A 16,685-nucleotide genomic window follows, 5' to 3' on the forward strand; every position below is an offset into this window, starting at 1 on the left:
ACCCACCACTGACGGTGCCGGGACGCCGTCAGCGGTGGCGCAGGTCAACCGAGGAGACATTCCATGCCCATCAAGCCACTGACGGCCAAGCTGTCCGTCTCGGCCCAGCTCATGCCTGCCGATATGGCAGCCATTGCTCACGCCGGGTTCAAATCCATCATCTGCAATCGTCCGGACGGGGAAGCCGGCGATCAACCCAGTTTCCGTGAAATCGAGCAAGCGGCCCAGACCATGGGCATCCAGGCCCGCTACCTGCCGGTCAAGCCCGGTCAGGTGGACGATGACCAGGCCGCCGAGTTCGACCGCCTGCTCGACCAGTTGCCCGCACCGGTGCTGGCCTATTGCCGCAGCGGGATGCGCAGTACCAGCTTGTGGGGCCTGTCCCAGGCGGGGCAACTGGCCAGCGGCGATATCCTCACCCGCGCCGGCCAGGCCGGCTATGACCTCAGCGCACTGGTGAGGCGGCTTGAGCAGCGCCAGGCCTCGCCCTTCGAAGTAGCCGATTCCAGCCATCAGGTAGTCATCATCGGTGGTGGCGCGGCCGGCATCTCGGTGGCTTCCAGCCTGCTGGCGCGCCGACCGGGGCTGGATATTGCCATCATCGATCCGGCCGATGTGCACTATTACCAGCCCGGCTGGACGCTGGTGGGCGGCGGCGTCTTCCAGCCGGCGCAGACGGCGCGCGTGATGGGCTCGCTCATTCCGCGCGGGGTGCGCTGGATCAAGTCAGCGGTGGCCGGCTTCGAGCCCGACCGCCATGCTGTGCTGCTGGAAGGCTGCCGCGTGGTGAAGTACCAACAACTGGTGGTTTGTCCCGGCCTGAAGCTGAACTGGGACGGCATCGAAGGATTGACCGATACCCTCGGTCGCAACGGCGTGAGTTCCAACTATCGCTATGACCTGGCGCCCTATACCTGGGAACTGGTGCAGCGCTTCAAGGGCGGCAATGCCCTCTTCACCCAACCGCCCATGCCCATCAAATGCGCCGGTGCACCGCAGAAGGCCATGTACCTGTCCTGCGACGCCTGGCGGCGCGCCGGGGTGCTGGGTCAGGCAAGGGTGCAATTCCATGCAGCCGGCGCGGTACTTTTCGGGGTGCCGGACTACGTGCCGGCCTTGATGGAATACGTGCAAGCCTATGGCATCGCGCTGAACTTCGGCCAGACCCTTACCGCCATCGATGGCAGCCGCAAGATCGCTACCTTCAGCGTCACCTCGCCCGAGGGCCAGCCCGGCAAGATCGAAGTCCCCTTCGATATGATCCACGTGGTGCCGCCGCAGAGTGCGCCGGACTTTATCCGCAGTAGCCCCCTGGCCGACGCGGCCGGCTGGATCGAGGTGGACCAGAGCACCTTGCAGCACAAGCGCTTTGGCAACATCTTTGGGCTGGGTGACGCCGCCAATTCGCCCAACGCCAAGACGGCCGCCGCCGCCCGCAAACAGGCACCGGTAGTGGCGCATAACGTGCTCTACAACCTCGGCCGACAAACCACGCAGGCGCGTTATGACGGCTATGGTTCCTGTCCGCTGACGGTCGAGCGCGGCAAGATCGTGCTGGCCGAGTTCAACTACGGCGGCAAGCTGGCCCCCAGCTTCCCGGGCTGGATGCTGGAGGGCACGCGACCTTCGCGGTTGGCCTGGCTATTGAAGGAGCGCATCCTGCCACCGCTGTACTGGGAGGGAATGCTGAAGGGCCACGAATGGCTGGCGCAACCGGAAATGGTGGGTTGATGCCATGGCAGTCTCGAACTTCACCTCCAAGGCCAGGCCATGAGCATCAGTCTGTTGCTGGGAGCGCTGGTGGGCTGCATCATGGGCCTCACCGGCGCCGGTGGCGGCATCCTGGCCATCCCCTTGCTGGTGTTCGGCCAGCATCTGAGCGTGCCGCAGGCCGGCCCGATCGGTCTGCTGGCAGTGGGCATCGCCTCGGCCATGGGGGCGCTCATCGGTTTGCGCGCCGGCATTGTGCGTTATCGTGCGGCGCTGCTGATTGCCGCCATCGGCATCGTGCTCACGCCTGCGGGGACGTGGCTGGCCCATCAACTGGATACCCGCTATCTGACACTACTCTTTGCCGTGGTCATGCTATGGGTGGCCTTCAAAGGCTTGCGTGATGCCCGTCGCAGCAAGACGGTCGCGGCCACTGTCAATGCGGACTGTCCCTGCCTGCGTGACCAGAGCGGGCGTTTCGTCTGGACACCCCGCTGCGCCAGTCGCCTGGTCGTCATGGGCGGCGTGGCCGGAGTGCTCTCGGGTCTGCTTGGGGTGGGTGGCGGCTTCGTCATCGTACCGGCACTGCAGCGTTTTTCAGACCTGGCCATGCAGTCGGTGGTCTCAACCTCGCTGGCGGTGATTGCGCTCATTTCCCTGGTCAGCGTCGCCACCAGCATGGTCAGCGGGCACTTCGACCTGGCCATCGGCCTGCCCTTTTCGGCGGGGGCGGTGATCGGGATGCTGTTCGGCGGCAAGCTCGCGGTACGCTGGCATCCGGCGCACCTGAAGCTGGCCTTTTCGGTGGTGTGCATGGCGGTATCGCTGGGCCTGATCGTGAAATCGGTGCACTGACCAGCCGAAGCAGGCAGAGCCAGCGCCGGCTTATTTGCAATCAGGATTGCCGTGGGTCTTCATGCACTGGTTGCGCGCGCAGGCGGTGATGACCTGGTCGCGGCCGTATTCGTTGATGTCAACGGTGACGTAGACCGGATAAGGCTGGTATTCGGTACGCATGATGTCCTGGCACACCGTATCGGTACGGTTGCCATTGGTCACCGAGGAGCAACGGGTCTGGCCGGTGGGCACCAGGATCGGGCGGCTGCGCATTTCCATGCGGGTCTGCTGGATCACCGGATATTGCGCATAGGCGGCCGGCGCGCACAGGTTCTCGGTGGCGCGGTAGGCTTCGGTGGCGCAGCCTGACAGCGCCAGCAGCACAACCAGCCAGGGCACAACGGTGTAGGTCTTCATCTCGGGGATCTCATCGCTTGTGTACTGGGCACAGATTGTAGCCGTGGATGGCCTCGCGCAGCAGGTGTAACGGGCCAGTGCGCGTATTGAAGTGGTCACCCCTGCAAGAAAATTCACAGTGCCAGCGACTTCCAGCCCTCGCGCCGCCATTGCTCGAAACCTTCTTCACTAAAGCGCCACAGATGCAGCCACCCATGCTCCAGCAACTGGCGCACGATGGCATGGCGGCTGACGATGGCATCGATGGCTTCTTGCGTGGCGTCGATCACTACCGTCAGGCGCAAGGGTTCATGCACCCACTGGCGACCATCATGCAAGGACTGGCGCGACAGGCCGATACGCAGGTCGCCGCCATTGCCCTCGAATACGCCGATGGTGCCGCCCACCACGTTATGCAGCAGCTTGTTGCCACTGCCCAGGCGCGCCGGGTCGCTGGTGGAGGCGTGGTATTGCCAGTTGATCCAGTGGGTCACCAGCATGGGGGCAGTCATCAGCAATTCCAGCACGCTGCCGTCGCGGTCCTGGCTGGCCTGGTAGTCATGCAGGAAGCAGCGCCCGCCCAGGTCCAGCCCGCGGCTGCGCGCACGGGGCGCGATGACAAAGGCGGCATTGCCAGTCAGGCCCCACTCGGGACGGGGCTGGGCACCATCGTTGGCGCGCCGACGCAATTGCTTGAGCAAGGCCGGTGCATCCAGCGCGGCATCGGCCACGCCCAGGCGCGGCGCACGCTCGCGCCGCACGCGGTCGCCGGCCTCGGCCAGCAGCGGTTGCAGGGCTTGCCAGCGCGCTTGCGCCGCCGGCTCCAACAGATCCAGGTCGAAGGCTTCGATTTCATCGGTGGTGGTGTTGTGCAGCACGGCTAGGAAGTGACTATCCTCAGGGATGACGATCTGCCGCTCCAGCAGACCACGCCGTACCTCGCGCTCATTGAGCAACTGCGCCAGCGTGCGCGCATTGACCTCGCCAGTCTGGCCACAGCAGGCGCCACAGTCCAGCGCCGCAGCGTGGGCATTGTTGGTGGTCTGGCTGCCATGGCCCACCAGCAGCACCAGCGGTGCCACCTGCCGGTCCAGGCCCATGGCGTGCAGCACGCGCTCGGCCAGCGCTACCTTCTCGGCCAGCGCCACGCCCACCAGTTGCGGACGACAGAGTTCGCGATAGCGGGTCGGCAAACCGGCCAGGTCATCCCGCGCCCGCTCGCCCTGGCCGGGGCGCAGCCACTTCCACAAGCCCCCCAGGGCCGTCACGCCAGCCACCTCGACGAAAGAAAACGCCGAGCCCGGCCAGCGCGTATTGCCCTGCCATTGATCCTGGAACGCCAGGGTCTTGCGCCGGGCGCGGGCCACCGCCTCGGCCAGTACGCCACTATCGGCGGCGCCGGACGGGGCGACCACGTCCTGTACCTGATAAGCCGGCGCCAGCAGACCCGGCAATTGCGGGCGGCTGGCCTGGGTGGCCAGCGGCGTATAGGCTACCGGCAAGCCGAAGAAGCCGGCAAAGCCGAGCGTCTGTATGCCTGGTGACACGGCCTCCAGGGCGCGCCGCAGCGGTTCGCTGCGCACATCGATGCAGAAGGCGGCCTGCACTTCCACGCGCGCCGCATCCTTCACGCTGGCCGCGCCCTGCTGCCGCAAGGCGCTTGCCAGTTGGCGCTGGTAACCGGCCTCCAGGGCGAGCTGCCAGAGTTCGTCCACCAGCAGTTCTTGCTGGGCCTGTTGTAAGCGTTCCTGGGAACGGGCCCAGGCTTGCTGCACAGTGTGGAAGGCGTGGCTGGCGGCGTCATCGTCCTTGCATTCCAGCAGCAAGGCGCCCCAGGCCATGCGGATGGCCAGCAGTTCGCGCAGGTGCTCGTCGCTGCTGCCTTCCAGCTGCGCCTGCCAGCCCAGGTAAGCACACCAGGAGGCCCAGCCATTGACGGTCAACAGCACCGACTCCAGGTAGTCGGCCCAGACCTCGGGCGGCAGCGCCAGGCGTTGCATGACCCAGCGCTCCGCTTCACGGGCGCAGGCCGGGAGCGCCTTGATACCGTCGGCGATATGCGGCAGGCCCATCAACAGGCCGATGCCGTGGTCGTGCTCCAGCGTCTCGCGCCAGAAGGCGTACAGGCCACGACCGCGCTCGGGTTGCCAGTCGGCCTGGTGCTGGTCGAAGTAGGCGGCGCAGGTCTGGCTGACCTGGTGCGTGATGGCCTGACGCCAGGACAGCCGGGTGTGGCGCTGGGGGTCGTTGTCCAGCACGTCGATCAACAGCGGCAGGCGCGGCGGCAGAGCGGCCGAGGCCAACACCGCCAGGCAGTGCGCCGCATCCAAGCCGCGCTCCTGGGCTTGGCTGGATTGCGCCAGCGCATAGTCCAGATCGGCGCGGGTCACGCGGCCCTGGTCCCAGGCCTGCTGCAATTGGTCCCGCGGTGGGAATACCTGGATCCCGCCCAGCAGGGCCATGCGGGCAGCCACCTGGCGCAGCGGCATCTTCACGCGCGACCAGTGCGGATTGACGGCGATGGCGCGGTCCAGGGGCCAGGCCGGGGCGATGGCGCCGCAAGCATCCACGCAGGCTTGCTGCAACTGCTGCTCCAGGGTGTCACTCCAGATCGGAATCAAAGTGGCGGTGGGCGTCGGGCTGTCTTGATGCAAGGCGTTCATACGGTTTCTCCTCGGGTTCGGTTCAGTGCGGGCGGGAGCCATCGCTCACCAGTTCGCTGGCGGCACGGCGTGCGCTGGGGGCCCAGTGGGCGGGCCAGCATTGCAGTGCCAGGCGGGTGTAGGCTTCGTCCAGGTAAAAGCCGGCATAGCTGCGGCGACGCCAGGCCGCCATGCTGTGCGGCGTCAGTTGCAGCAAGCCCATGCAGGTGTAGAGCGCCAGCATGGTCAGCAGGGCGGCCACACCGAAGAAGGTATTGGGGGCGTCGGCGATCTGCAGTGGCAGCAAGTGGGCCAGCAAGGCCGCCAATGTCAGCGCGGCGGCGCCCAGCAGACCCAGCAGTGCGCGCCGCACCCGTGCCGTACCGCTGCTGGCGGGCAGCCACAGCAAGGGCGCCCAGGCCAGGCCCAGCACGCCGCTCCACCACCAGGGCCAGGCCGCATGGGGGCTGGCGCTATGCAGGGCCAGCACCAGCGCCAGACTCACCACCGGCGCCAGGACCACACTGATGCCCGCGGGCTGCGCCGGGCTGTGCAAGGCGTGCAGGCGGGTCTCGCGCACCACCGAGGAAGCCGACAGGAAGGCGTGCGCCTTGTAGAGCGAATGGCCGATCAGGTGCAATGCCGCGAACAGATACAGTCCGGCTGCACACTCCAGCAGCATGAAGCCCATCTGCGCCACGGTAGACCAGGCCAGTTTGACCTTGATGCTGATGCGGGTGAGCATCACCAGCCCGGCCAGCAGCACGGTGCCGGCACTGACCAGCAAGAGCACGCTACGCGCCGGCAAGGCCTGCTCCAGCAAGGGCGCAAAACGCACCAGCACGAAGCCACCCAGGTTGACCACGCCCGCATGAAGCAGCGCCGAGACCGGCGTGGGCGCTTCCATCACCTGGATCAACCAGCCATGGACCGGCAACAGAGCGGTACGCAAGATCACCGCCAGCGTCAGACACATGGCACTGGCTTGCAGGCCAGTGGACATACCGTACTGGGCCAGATGCGCCCACAGTGCCGGTAAGGAGCCGCTGCCCACGGTGGTCCAGGCCAGTACAGCGGCCGCGATCAGCAGCAGGTCGGCCAGCCGGTCGGCAATGCTTTTCTTGAAGGAGGCCAGGCGTGCGAAGGGACGCTCGGGATAGAAGCACAGCAGCCGCTGCAGCGCCAGGCCGACCACCGCCCAGGCGGCGATGAGCACGATCCAGTGATCCGCCAGCAGCAGCAGGTGTACCGCACAGAGCACGGCGGCCAGGGCAGCGGCGTACTGGCGCTGGCCCGGTTCACCTTCCAGGTAGCGTGCCGAGAAACTGCCGATCACCGTGCCCAGGCCCTGCACCAGCACGGACAGTAGCATTCCCAGCACGGACAGATGCAGTACACCTGGCCAGGGACTAGCCTGACGGTCGGCAAACAGTGTGACCAAGGTCAGCAGCAGCGCGGCCAGCGACATGGCCTGGAACAGCTTCCAAGCGCGTGCCGGCACCAGAGGGAACAGGCCCAATGTGGCGGCGGTGACCAGCATCAGCACCGGAGGCGCCCAGGCGATGGTGGAAAGAAGGGGGAGCGTCGTCATGACAGAAAACCTCATGCATTGGAATGGGGCCATGATGCTTGCCATTGATCGTTCTGTAAATTACATTTATCAGAACGAAATCATTGATAAATACGAACGATGCGCCTAGAACAGCTTAACTTTCATCATCTGCGCTATTTCTGGCGCGTGGCCAAGCTGGGCCACCTCACGCGTGCCGCCGAAGAGCTGCATACCTCGCAATCGGCGGTCTCGGCCCAGATCCGTCAGTTGGAAAAGCAGCTGGAAGAAGATCTCTTCCTGCGCGAAGGCCGCCGTCTGACCTTGACCGATACCGGGCAACTGGTGTTCACCTATGCCGACAACATCTTTGGCCTGAGCCAGGAAATGCTGGGCCGGCTGGAGGGCCGTTCAGCCGGCGTAACGCGGCTGCGGGTGGGCAGCGTGGCCACGCTGTCGCGTAACTACCAGGAAAACTGGATTCGCCCGATGCTTTCGGACCCCTCGGTATCGCTCACGCTGGAATCGGGCCTGCTGGAAGGCCTGCTGGAACGCCTGATGCAGCACCAGCTGGACGTGGTGCTGGCCAACGAAACCGTGCCCTCCGACCCTGACCGGCCTCTGCACTGCCGCTTCCTGGGAAGTCAAGCGGTCTCGGTGGTGGGCCCGGCGCACCGCTGGGAAGCACGCAGCCTGCGCATTCCGCAAGACCTGGAAGGACTGGATATGGCCCTGCCCGGCCCGCGTCATGCACTGCGGATGCAGTTCGACGCCTTGTGCATCTCCAATGACGTGCGCCCGCGGATGCGCGCCGAAGTCGATGACATGGCCATGCTGCGCCTGATCGCCCGCGACAGCGGCTGGCTCACGGTATTGCCCGAGGTGGTGGTGCAGGATGAATTGCGCAACGGCACTCTGGTGGCGGCGGGTCAGGCCAGCGAACTGGTGGAGAGCTTCTATGCCATCACCACACCGCATCATCACTACGCCGACCTGCTTGAGCCTCTGCTGGGTGAAGGTGCGCAGGCGGCTTGAAATCGAAACACGCCGTCAGATGGTGTATTACTCGTGAGAAATAAATGTTACCCACGAGTAGAATCATCTTGATTTATTGCCATATTTGCAATCTAATTGCACCCATGCCAGGTGTTCATGACGTACACTTCGGCAGCTCAGGGGTGAGCTTGGTCGAGCTTGCTGCTTCACATAAGAAAAATCGGCGGAAAAGATGCGCAAGGCAATTTTCAGGTACCGCGACGAGCTGGTCAGGATAGAGCTCAAATGCCCTAGCGACACAGGCAGCGGCACCGGCTGGACCTGGGATCTCTACATCAATGGCGAACTGCAGTTCTGCGACCAGGATGCCCCCTTCACCTTTGCAGAAGAAGCCATGGCGGCTGCCAAGCAGGCCAGCCGCCACCTGATCGACCTGATCCACGCCGCTTCCTGAACGCTCTTTAGCTGCGCACTTTAACTGCGCTTTCGTTTTGACTTGCAATCGATAGGCACGGCCATTACTATATATTTCAATATAATATTGAATTGCATATTGAATCAAGCCCATGGATGCCCGCGTTCCCCTGCAAGCCGACCAGATGCGCCACGCCGCCGGGCAAGCGGTGGCGGCCCTCAAGTTGCTGGCCAACGAAGACCGCTTGCTGCTGATGTGCCAACTGTCGCAACAGGAAATGTGCGTGAGCGAACTGGAACAGACACTCGATATCCGCCAGCCCACGCTGTCCCAGCAACTGGGCGTGCTGCGCACCGAAGGCGTGGTCAGTACCCGCCGCGAGGGCAAGAGGGTGTATTACCGCGTGGCCGATCCCCGGCTGTTGGAGATGCTGGGGCTGATGTATCACCTCTACTGTCCCAAGGAATGACGATGCAGATTGCCTGGCACACCTTCACCCCCGGCTGGTCCTTGATCGGCGGTCTCTTGATCGGACTGGCCGCCGCCGTCCTGCTGCTGTTCAATGGCCGCATTGCCGGCATCAGCGGCATCGTGGCCGGCTTGCTGACGCCGCGCAACCCTGATACGGCCTGGCGCGGCCTGTTCGTGCTGGGCCTGGTGGCAGCCCCGCTCTTGTATGGCGCCGTCACCGCCCTGCCCGCCAGCCAGATCGAGGCCGGCTATCCGCAAATCATCCTGGCCGGCTTGCTGGTGGGCCTGGGCACGCGCTATGGCGCCGGTTGCACCAGCGGTCATGGGGTGTGCGGGCTGTCACGCTTTTCGCTGCGCTCGGCCATGGCGACGTTTTGCTTCATGATGGCCGGTTTTGCCAGTGTCTATGTGCTGCGCCACCTCCTGGGCCTTTGAAGAAAGATTCATATGAACGTCAAATTCAGCTTAAGCGCCGGGGTCGCCGGCCTGATCTTTGGCCTGGGCCTGATCGTCTCCGGCATGGCCAATCCGGCCAAGGTGCTGGGCTTCCTCGACCTGGCTGGGGCCTGGGATCCCTCGCTGGCGCTGGTGATGGCGGGTGCCATCGGCATCGGTGTACCGGCCTTTGCTTGGGCCCGCAAGCGCCAGCAGTCGCTGCTGGGTGCACCCCTGCAATTGCCCAGCGCCACCGGTATCGATCGCCGCCTGGTGCTGGGCAGCCTGTTGTTCGGTGTCGGCTGGGGCATGGCCGGCATCTGCCCTGGACCGGCACTGGTCTTGCTTGGCATGGGTTCACTCAGAGGTCTGGCCTTCGTGCTGGCCATGCTGGCCGGGATGAAGCTGTTTGGCTGGCTGCAGCGCCCTGCCCGCGGCTGAAGCCGGCAAGCCCCTTTCAAGGAACGTCATGGAAAACCTGCAAAATATGCACATTGAAGGCTATTTCGACCCTGCCACCAGCACCGTCAGCTACCTGGTGCTGGACCGTGCCAGCGGGCAATGCGCACTCATCGATAGCGTCCTGGACTACGACCCCAAGTCTGGTCGCACCGCCACTCGCAGCGCCGACCAGTTGATCGCCCGCGTCGAGGCCCTGGGCGCGCACGTGCAATGGATCCTGGAAACCCACGCCCACGCCGACCACCTCTCGGCGGCGCCCTACCTGAAGCAGAAGCTGGGCGGACGCATCGCCATCGGCGAACATATCCGCCAGGTGCAACAGGTCTTTGGCCGGCTCTTCAATGCCGGCACCGAATTCGAACATGATGGCAGCCAGTTCGATCACCTCTTCGCCGATGGCGAGACTTTCCTGATCGGCCAGTTGCCGGCGCGCGTGATGCACACGCCCGGCCATACGCCGGCCTGCCTCACCTATGTAGTCGAAGCAGCCGGTGAGATGGCGGCCTTCGTCGGCGATACGCTCTTCATGCCGGACTATGGCACGGCCCGCTGCGACTTCCCCGGTGGCGATGCGCGACGCCTGTACCAGTCGATTCATGCGGTGCTGGCGCTGCCGCCGGCGACCCGGCTCTACATGTGCCACGACTACCAGCCCAATGGCCGCGAACTGCGCTTCGTGACCACCGTAGCCGAAGAGCGCCAGCACAATATCCACGTGCATGAAGGCATCAGCGAAGACGACTTCGTGGCCATGCGCAGTGCGCGCGACGCCACGCTGGATATGCCGGTGCTGTTGTTGCCCTCGGTGCAGGTCAACATGCGCGCCGGCCAGATGCCGCCGCCCGAGGCCAATGGCGTGCGCTACCTGAAGATCCCGCTCAACGCGGTGTAAATCGGCGAGCTTCCACGTCGGCATAGCGGGCGACCAAATGCGAATTACCCTCATTTTCGCTAATTGTCGTAGCGTTACCGCCAGCTCGGCCCTAGAATCTGCGCCAATTCAAACTCGCCCGCTTGCCGTGTCATGCCCAAATTCCATCTCGAACATCACAAGGTCGACGCCATCTCCTGGCTGCGTGCCGCCGTCCTGGGTGCCAACGACGGCATCGTATCGACCGCCAGCCTGCTGGTAGGCGTGGTCGCGGCCAATGCCAGTCATGACAATGTCCTGCTGACCGGGGTGGCCGGACTGGTCGCCGGCGCCATGTCGATGGCCACCGGCGAATATGTGTCGGTACACTCGCAAGCCGACAGCGAAAAGGCCGCCTTGAGCCAGGAACAGGAAGAACTGGCCACCGACCCCGAAGGCGAGCATCGCGAACTGATGGGCATCTACATGCGCCGCGGCCTGAACCAGGAAACCGCGCACCTGGTCGCTACCCAATTGATGGCCCACGATGCGCTGGACGCCCACGCCCGCGATGAGCTCGGCATCTCCGAAACCACCGCGGCACGACCGGTACAGGCGGCGCTGGTCTCGGCCTTGAGCTTTGCGGTGGGTGCCGCCTTGCCGCTGGCCGTGGTGCTGTTGGCCCCGGCTGCGACCCTGCTGCCGGCCATCGTCATCGCCGCCCTGCTCTCGCTGGCGGTGCTGGGTGCGGTGGCCGCCAAGACAGGAGGTGCCAATCTGTGGAAGGGCGCGTTACGTGTGAGTGTATGGAGTTCGCTGGCCATGGCTTGCACGGCGGCCATCGGTTCCTTCTTCGGCGCTGCGCTCTAGGGCTTACAACCAGCCCAGCCATTGCCCCCAGACCAGTTGCCCCAGGTAGCGCGAGGGCAGCAGCGTGAAGGCACCGGCCACTACGCAGGCGCCGAGATAGACGCGCTGCATGATGCGCCGATGCTGCGCGATATCGCCCCTGATCACCGCACAGAGTCCGCGATAGAGCAGGAAAGCCGTTGCCGGAATCAACAGATGCAAGGGCGTATAGCCGGCGATGTTGGGCAAGTCATGGGAACGGATGAACAGCGCCGAGCACACCGTGGCTACCATGCAGGTGAACCAGGCGTAGCCCAGGGCGCGATGCCAGCGCGGCCGCACGGTGCGGCTCAGGCGGGTCCATAGGGCGAGCGGGCCGATCAGGACGGCGGCAAGGGCCGCGTTGAGGTGGATAACGATGATGGGGGTGAGGGCCATGGCAGGCTTTCAGCAAATCGATGGGGCGATTGTGCTGATATGGCCGGTAAGCAAAAAGCAGGATGCGACGAAACGTGGATACGGCGCCGCCAAATGCAGTTAGGGCCTGTTCACATTTAATCTGCGAGTGCGAGATTAAATGTGAACAGGCCCTAGTGCCAACCTGCCGCTATGACGGCGCCCAAGGCCGCCTGATAACTGGCCGACCAACCAGCCTGGCCCACGGATGGCGGTGCAAAAGTGGACATGGCCGATACCAGCGGCTCAACATCATCCATCCCAAGCCATCTGCCGTTGCTCAACTCAATGCGATCCAGTCGCTTGGAGACGTCCGTGAACCACTCCTTGACGCTGAGCTTGTCTCCGGTTTCAAACAAGCTCAATTCCAGATCATCTTCAACGCGACGCAGCCAGATCTGTAGCTCACTCACTCCCGCACCGATCTTTATGCAATCCCTGTCAGTCCCGTACCAATCGTCGATGTTGACGACATCAACACGCCACCGCTTACACGCGCCAGAGTACTGAACTGGGCCAATGTCTCCAACGCCATGTCGACTCTAATTTTGTCAATTTGGGTCGGAGTCAGATTTCGGCACATGGGTTCGTTACCGATTCCCATCAACGCAGTACCCGTTAGATAGTCTAGGGCGGCAGTTCCAGTAACAGTATTCGCCTTCGCCACTCCCAAGGCCCAGCCAGCATACGAGTAGCCTTTGTCATATAGCTGCTGATAGACATCGATTACCGCCGACATCTTCTCTTCGTTCGTATTTCCTTTACGAATCTTTGTCGCGTAGTCGGCGATATCTTGTTCGGTCAATGCTTGAGGTTGTGACATTTTAAATCTCCTTTTTTAGGTGCCAAGACTTGCAGAAATGGATTCATCGACCGGCGTTCGAGCCAGTAAGATCTGATGCGACCACTTCAGGATTATTGAAGGTCAAGATGAACTGACTGACCTTAAGTTGAATGTCCTGCCATTGAGGCAGGAGCGCCGGAATGTAAAGCACGCTGACCCAGATGTTCAAATCGAAAGATTCCATGCTCCAATCCTGGCTACATGAGGCGTAATTCCTAGTTCCACTGCGATAGTTACAATGAATAAATGTCGTCGTCTTGCCGCTTGGCCCACGGTGGAAATAAGTATCTCCAGACCCGATGCTCAAATATCGCCATGGTTCGCCGCTAATCGGATCAGTACCCAGATCCACGAACAATTCCAGTCCCGGGATCTCAGACGTCAAGGGCACAAGCTGGCTACCCACTATTTGCTTCTCGGGGTGAGAAGTCGTTGCTTGATACAGGCGGTCCAAAAATCCATGTCCGGGATAACTTGATCCCGACTGAATCCCACCGGTAAGCCAAGGATTTTTATGCCGCAGTCCATATTCGATCGGCCGCGACAAGGGGTGATACCGTTCAAAATCAGCTTTCATATCCTCGCTGGTCAATGAACCCATATCGGGATAGCGCACGTAGAAAAGAAAGCTACTTAGCCGCGAGGCATAGGTCCGCGTTGGCCACGGTCCTTTACGTTTCTCACCCGGACGCGGATCGCCGTCGTACTCGATGTATCGCACTATCCCGTGGTCGATCTTGACCGGCATTCCGCCAAGATCACCGATCACATACTCACGCGGAGAATCAGCAGTCCTCAGACCTGGAATCGGACCTGGCGTACCCAGATTGAGCGCCCCCACGTAGATCACGGGCAGAAAGACCACGGCGCACAAGAGGATGGGCACAATCAACGCCATGACGATCACCCATCGCCCGCGCTTCTGACGAGCCTTGGTCTCATTGTTGTTGGAGGGAGAAGTCATGACCTCATCTCAATATCGGACAGGCAGCATGGAAAGCCACGATGCGTGGCACCAAAGAAATAAGCCGTTGCAGAACAAATAGGGGACGTGTCAGGCGCTAGCGCCCCGCAAGACGGGCTTCCTGCCAGGAGGAATTGCATGCCGCACTCCAACGATTGGAAAGCACAGATGATTCTTCAAGAAGGAGAAGCTTGTCCCCAAAGATAGAGAACAAGCCTTCTTTTGTCGAAATTATTTATATTATTTTTTGATGGAGAATCAGATCGTTGTGCCGGTTTCCTTATTCCGACCACAGGCCAACTTGCGATTGGATGATTTACTTCGGCGCAGGGCCATCGTCCCCCACCAGTTCCTTCACCCTGCGCGCCAGCACATCGGCCGCAGACGGCTTGGTCAGCACCTGTATTCCGCGCGCCAGATGACCGTGATTGAGCACTGCATTTTCGGCATAGCCGGTCACGAACAGTACCGGTAATTCCGGGCGCGGGGCGCAGATGGCGTCGGCCAGTTGGCGGCTATTCATGCCATTGCGCAGGCCGACGGCAGAAACCGTCATCGATCGCCTTCAGCAGGGCGTGACGGTAGGCACTGCTAAGGGGATGTTTGCCATCCATTTCCGCTTGCTGATCCAAGGTAACGCCTTTCCTGGTGGACTTGTAGTGATGAGCGTCATCCGCCAACGGCAGCGTCGTCACGGTAGAGCTTGTCGGCATGGTAATGGAGACCTCCGCGCAGGGGCGGTCTTCCCGGACAAATCCCCCACCATGACCGCGGCCCCTGCAAAATGCTCCTCGCCTCGCCAAATATTCCGGTCGCTCTGGCACGATGCAATGCCTACTGTGCCGGATGCGGCGTGCAATCGTCCGGGATCGCCTGGCCAGGAGTGACCAGCGGGATCACGGCCGCCATCGGCGCCACCAGTGCCAGCGCAGCGGCCGCGCCGGTGCGTGCGGCCAGGCCGCTCTTGCTGGCGCCGATGTCCGGCTTGGCAAAACTGCCGCGTACATACAAAGGAGTGCGCAGCGACAGGATGCGCATCTGCTTGGTCCGTGGATAGACGTTCAGGGCCAGGCTCTGTTTGCCCAGGTCGACCTCGCCGCTGATGTCGATGGCCGCATCCTCGGTATTGAGGATGCCGCGCCGGACCTGGGCCAGTCCGTTCTGGATGCGCACATCGGCCGCACCACACAGTAGCTTGACCTGCTGGTCCCGATAGAACTTGGCGAAGACGGCATTGGCCAGGTTCAGCCCGGCCGCTTCCAGAATGAACTGGCTGATGGTGCCCTGGCTGAGATCGGCCTGGATCTCGCCATGGGCGCTGGCTAGCATGGCGGTCACCGAATTGCCTTGGCCAGTCAGCGTGGCTTGTCCATCTAGCTTGCCGAAGCTGGCATCAAGCTTGGCCAGGCGAGGAAATAGCTGGCGCACTTGCAGTTCGTGCAGGCGCACTTGCAGGTGCGAACCGATCTCAGACTGGCGACCATCCAGGCTGAGTTCGCCTTCGCCCTTGCCACCCGCCATGCTGAAACGCAGCGGTGCGGCAGTGAGCACCTGGTCCTGCAGGCGCAGCGTGACGCTGGCGTCCTGCCACTCCAGATCAGGACGCAATTGCACACGCTTGGCTTGCAGGGAGATATCGGCATTGAGCTTGGCCCAGCGTTGCGGCTGGGCGGGTTTTTCGGGCAGCACGCGCGACTTGGATGAGCCGCCCGCTTCCTTCGTCCCGGCTGCCGGAAGATAGTCAGAGAGGCGCAGCAGAGCGGCCTCGGCCTGTACCGTCAGATGATTCTTGGGTGGTCCACGGTAATAGGTGGCATCGCCGGCGAAATCGCTATCGCCGACCTTGCCACTGAAGTGCTCGTAGCGCCAGTTCCAGGCCCGGGTTTCGGCATCGACACGGGTGATGGTCAGTTGACCGCTGGTACTGAAAGGCTGAGTCGAAGGCAGCGGTACCCCTGTTGCCGCATACAGGCGATCCAGGCTGTCACCGCTCAAGCGGATGCGCAGGTCGGCGCGCTGCAGATGGTGAGGCTCAATGAGATTGCCGTGGATGACGGTATGCACCGCCCCTACCTCACCCTCGGCTTGCAGCGGATAGACGCTGCCTTCGTTCAACAGATCCGGCAAGGCGCCGCCACGGAGCTGGCCCTGCACTGGCGCCTGTCCATAGCGACCGCTCACGGCCGCCTGCAGCATCAGGGCGCCATCATCGCGCTGATCGCGCTGATCACGCAGCGCGGCGGCACGGTTGATATCTGATGTCAGTGGTCTGACATCAAAGCGCAAGTCCAGGTCCAGCGGCTGGTCCACATAGCGGATCAGGGCATGGTCGAAGACGATCTGATGGATGTCGAAACTCCAGCGGGAACGTGGCTGGTCGGAAAAGCGCCAGTTCTTGTGGTGCTCGTCGACGCGCTCCATGACCAGGTCCAAGCCATCGATGCGCAGGTCGGTGACGTGCCAGTGCCAGCGTAGCAGTGGCAGCGGGGAAAAGTGCAGATCCAGGCGCTGGGCACGCAGCAGGTGAGCGGCACTGTGGGCCCAGGCGGGGTTGCCGATCTGCAAGTCCTGGGCCGTCAAATGCAGTTGCGGCAGCCAGGACACGCCACCTTGCGGGCTACTGGGGGCCAGCGACCACGACAGGCTGATCGGACCATCGAGCCTGATCTCGCGTGACAACACCACGGAAAACTGCCGGCTCAACCAGGGCTTGAGTAGGTTCCAGTCCAACAGGGCGACCAGCAGGATGGGGACCGCCAGCAAGGCGGCCAGCGCGGCGATGCTCCAGGTGAAGATCCGCACTATCGTC

General features: G+C 62.9%; 17 protein-coding genes and 1 pseudogene. 9 read left to right on the plus strand and 9 right to left on the minus strand.

All coding sequences use genetic code 11. From position 1 onward, the window contains the following. Positions 1-63: 63 nt before the first annotated feature. Both RC54_RS13460 and RC54_RS13465 read left to right on the plus strand, forming a co-directional pair. Positions 64-1,731 carry a bifunctional protein tyrosine phosphatase family protein/NAD(P)/FAD-dependent oxidoreductase gene (locus RC54_RS13460; RefSeq protein WP_058895660.1) on the plus strand — a complete coding sequence of 556 codons (1,668 nt, stop codon included), beginning with the start codon at positions 64-66 and terminating at the stop codon, positions 1,729-1,731. A 39-nt stretch (positions 1,732-1,770) separates the two neighbouring features. Next, positions 1,771-2,565: a sulfite exporter TauE/SafE family protein gene (locus tag RC54_RS13465; RefSeq protein WP_058895661.1), complete on the plus strand. Its 795-nt coding sequence runs from the start codon at positions 1,771-1,773 to the stop codon at positions 2,563-2,565. 30 nt (positions 2,566-2,595) lie between these two features. Here RC54_RS13465 and RC54_RS13470 read toward each other — a convergent pair whose 3' ends face one another. From RC54_RS13470 to RC54_RS13480, 3 genes are all read right to left on the minus strand, one after another. Next, positions 2,596-2,964: a hypothetical protein gene (locus RC54_RS13470; protein ID WP_058895662.1), complete on the minus strand. Its 369-nt coding sequence runs from the start codon at positions 2,962-2,964 to the stop codon at positions 2,596-2,598. Positions 2,965-3,077: 113 nt separating this feature from the next. Beyond that, positions 3,078-5,606, minus strand: coding sequence for a YbcC family protein (locus RC54_RS13475; RefSeq protein ID WP_061789827.1), 2,529 nt, complete (start codon positions 5,604-5,606; stop codon positions 3,078-3,080). Between the two features lie 22 nt (positions 5,607-5,628). Continuing rightward, positions 5,629-7,176 (minus strand): NADH-quinone oxidoreductase subunit L, encoded by a 1,548-nt coding sequence (locus RC54_RS13480; protein ID WP_058895664.1) that lies wholly within the window; start codon positions 7,174-7,176, stop codon positions 5,629-5,631. 99 nt (positions 7,177-7,275) lie between these two features. On the opposite strand from RC54_RS13480, the gene RC54_RS13485 reads away from it, so the two are divergent. The 7 genes from RC54_RS13485 (at position 7,276) to RC54_RS13515 (ending at position 11,633) form a co-directional block, all read left to right on the plus strand. Continuing rightward, positions 7,276-8,169 carry a LysR family transcriptional regulator gene (locus RC54_RS13485; protein ID WP_058895665.1) on the plus strand — a complete coding sequence of 298 codons (894 nt, stop codon included), beginning with the start codon at positions 7,276-7,278 and terminating at the stop codon, positions 8,167-8,169. A gap of 193 nt (positions 8,170-8,362) precedes the next feature. After that, positions 8,363-8,584, plus strand: coding sequence for a hypothetical protein (locus RC54_RS13490; protein ID WP_061789828.1), 222 nt, complete (start codon positions 8,363-8,365; stop codon positions 8,582-8,584). 112 nt (positions 8,585-8,696) lie between these two features. Further along, the gene (locus RC54_RS13495) at positions 8,697-9,014 is read left to right on the plus strand and encodes an ArsR/SmtB family transcription factor (RefSeq protein ID WP_058895666.1); all 318 of its coding nucleotides are present in this window, start codon (positions 8,697-8,699) and stop codon (positions 9,012-9,014) included. A 2-nt stretch (positions 9,015-9,016) separates the two neighbouring features. Beyond that, positions 9,017-9,451, plus strand: coding sequence for a YeeE/YedE family protein (locus RC54_RS13500; RefSeq protein ID WP_061789829.1), 435 nt, complete (start codon positions 9,017-9,019; stop codon positions 9,449-9,451). 12 nt (positions 9,452-9,463) lie between these two features. Then, positions 9,464-9,892: a DUF6691 family protein gene (locus tag RC54_RS13505; RefSeq protein ID WP_061789830.1), complete on the plus strand. Its 429-nt coding sequence runs from the start codon at positions 9,464-9,466 to the stop codon at positions 9,890-9,892. 28 nt (positions 9,893-9,920) lie between these two features. Beyond that, on the plus strand, positions 9,921-10,805 hold the full coding sequence (locus tag RC54_RS13510; RefSeq protein ID WP_061789831.1) for an MBL fold metallo-hydrolase: 885 nt from the start codon (positions 9,921-9,923) through the stop codon (positions 10,803-10,805). Between the two features lie 132 nt (positions 10,806-10,937). Next, a complete protein-coding gene (locus RC54_RS13515) occupies positions 10,938-11,633 on the plus strand; it encodes a VIT1/CCC1 transporter family protein (protein WP_058895670.1) in 696 nt (231 codons plus the stop codon). A gap of 3 nt (positions 11,634-11,636) precedes the next feature. On the opposite strand, the gene RC54_RS13520 is transcribed toward RC54_RS13515, so the two are convergent. From RC54_RS13520 to RC54_RS13545, 6 genes and pseudogenes are all read right to left on the minus strand, one after another. Next, positions 11,637-12,050, minus strand: coding sequence for a DUF2306 domain-containing protein (locus RC54_RS13520; RefSeq protein WP_082686058.1), 414 nt, complete (start codon positions 12,048-12,050; stop codon positions 11,637-11,639). A 152-nt stretch (positions 12,051-12,202) separates the two neighbouring features. Beyond that, the gene (locus RC54_RS13525) at positions 12,203-12,481 is read right to left on the minus strand and encodes a calcium-binding protein (RefSeq protein WP_164471218.1); all 279 of its coding nucleotides are present in this window, start codon (positions 12,479-12,481) and stop codon (positions 12,203-12,205) included. Between the two features lie 14 nt (positions 12,482-12,495). After that, positions 12,496-12,891 carry a hypothetical protein gene (locus tag RC54_RS13530; protein WP_058895672.1) on the minus strand — a complete coding sequence of 132 codons (396 nt, stop codon included), beginning with the start codon at positions 12,889-12,891 and terminating at the stop codon, positions 12,496-12,498. A gap of 43 nt (positions 12,892-12,934) precedes the next feature. Then, positions 12,935-13,876 (minus strand): hypothetical protein, encoded by a 942-nt coding sequence (locus tag RC54_RS13535; RefSeq protein WP_061789832.1) that lies wholly within the window; start codon positions 13,874-13,876, stop codon positions 12,935-12,937. Between the two features lie 316 nt (positions 13,877-14,192). Next, a pseudogene (locus tag RC54_RS13540) lies at positions 14,193-14,420 on the minus strand (response regulator); the annotation flags it as partial. Positions 14,421-14,710: 290 nt separating this feature from the next. Beyond that, positions 14,711-16,678 (minus strand): AsmA family protein, encoded by a 1,968-nt coding sequence (locus tag RC54_RS13545; RefSeq protein ID WP_058895675.1) that lies wholly within the window; start codon positions 16,676-16,678, stop codon positions 14,711-14,713. Positions 16,679-16,685 lie beyond the last annotated feature (7 nt).

The sequence above is a fragment of the Herbaspirillum rubrisubalbicans genome, from assembly GCF_003719195.1.
Taxonomy (GTDB): Bacteria; Pseudomonadota; Gammaproteobacteria; order Burkholderiales; family Burkholderiaceae_D; genus Herbaspirillum; species Herbaspirillum rubrisubalbicans.